Below are 1,337 nucleotides of genomic sequence, written 5' to 3'. Positions count from 1 at the left end.
CTGCTCGGTAGCGCTCTCCCCCGCCTTCTGCTGGTCTGCCGCAGGAGCGGCAGCCTCAGCGGGCACAGATGCTTCGGGTACAATAGCCTCAGCGGGCACGGTTGTCTCAGGTGCATTAACCTCAGGCCCAGAGCTTTCAGGCTCCGACACCTCGGGGGTTGCGGGCGCATTATCCACGCTATCGCGCTCGACAGTGAAGCCACCGTTGACCATGCGCACGGTGCCCTGCTCGTCCTCCGCTACAGCACTCACACGGTAGGTGGTGCCGGGCTTGAGCGCCGAGCCAGGAATCTGCACCTGTGCGGTGAAAGTACCGGTGGAATCAATCTCCGAGACATCAGCCGACGCAATGACGCCGCCGGTTGCCGTGCCGTATTCATCCACGGCGCTGACCATCAGGTGCACCGTGCCGACACCCTCAAAACCCTCGCCGCGCACGGTCAGAGCCTTCTCGGAGTCGTTTTCGGGAACTACGGTTTCTTCTACGTGCAGGCGGGCGGTCATCACGGGGTTAGAGGTGTTGTTCTGTTCTTCGGTGGTGTCGTGGACGCGGTCAAAGACGGTGTTGCGCGGCAGGTCGTAGTGGCGGCGCGGGTCATCCTCGGGCAGTACGCGGTCGAACTGCTCGACGGGGCTCACGGCAATCACCTGCTCGGACTGGGCACTCGAGGCAGTCTGGTCAGACTCAGCCTGCCCAGACTCAGCCTGGGTGTTCTGGGCGTTCTGCTCGGGCTGCGCATCCTCTTCGAACTGTTTCAACTGCTCCTGCTCCGCCATTGCACGCTCAGCGGTAGCAACCGGAGCGGAGCCGTTCTGTACATTCCAACCATTCATGAAGGGAACCTCAACTTCCTGGGCGGTGTAACCATTAGCGGCAGAGGGTGCGATTTCAACGCTCAGCACATAGCGCAGGTCGTCCTGGGCGCTCTGTACTTCTTCAAGCCTGCGACCCTCCACTTCAATACCATCCAGGAGGGTGCCGTTCACAACGTCGGCACGCGCAGGAGAGGCAGCCAGCAGGATGCGGTTACCCTGGGTATCAAGAGCGTATACGTAGGTCACTATTTCAAAGGCCTGAGCCCCACCAAGACCGGTCACCTTGTACACCACCAGGTTCTTATCCTGCGGGATTTCCATCTGACCGGAGAGAATCTGGACGCTCAGGGGCTCATCCTGAGTATCTGCAGGCAGCAACTCCAGGGGTGCGGAGGAGTTGTAGGATGCGTCCTCCGTTGCGTAGCCCTTGCCCGGATCAACCACAGCAGTCGCGACGACGTACTGCTGGTTGGGGTCAAGGGTACCTGCAGGCAGGGTCAGCTGGGTGCTGAAGCGACCAC

Annotated in this window: 1 pseudogene; it reads right to left on the bottom strand. The window is 61.2% G+C overall.

Annotation, left to right across the window (positions count from 1 at the left end):
* A pseudogene (locus Q0216_RS01530) lies at window positions 1–1,337 on the bottom strand (adhesin); the annotation flags it as partial.

It is taken from the genome of uncultured Rothia sp., from assembly GCF_937976295.1.
Classification (GTDB): domain Bacteria; phylum Actinomycetota; class Actinomycetes; order Actinomycetales; family Micrococcaceae; genus Rothia.
This window is presented reverse-complemented; position numbering and strand designations above follow the sequence as displayed.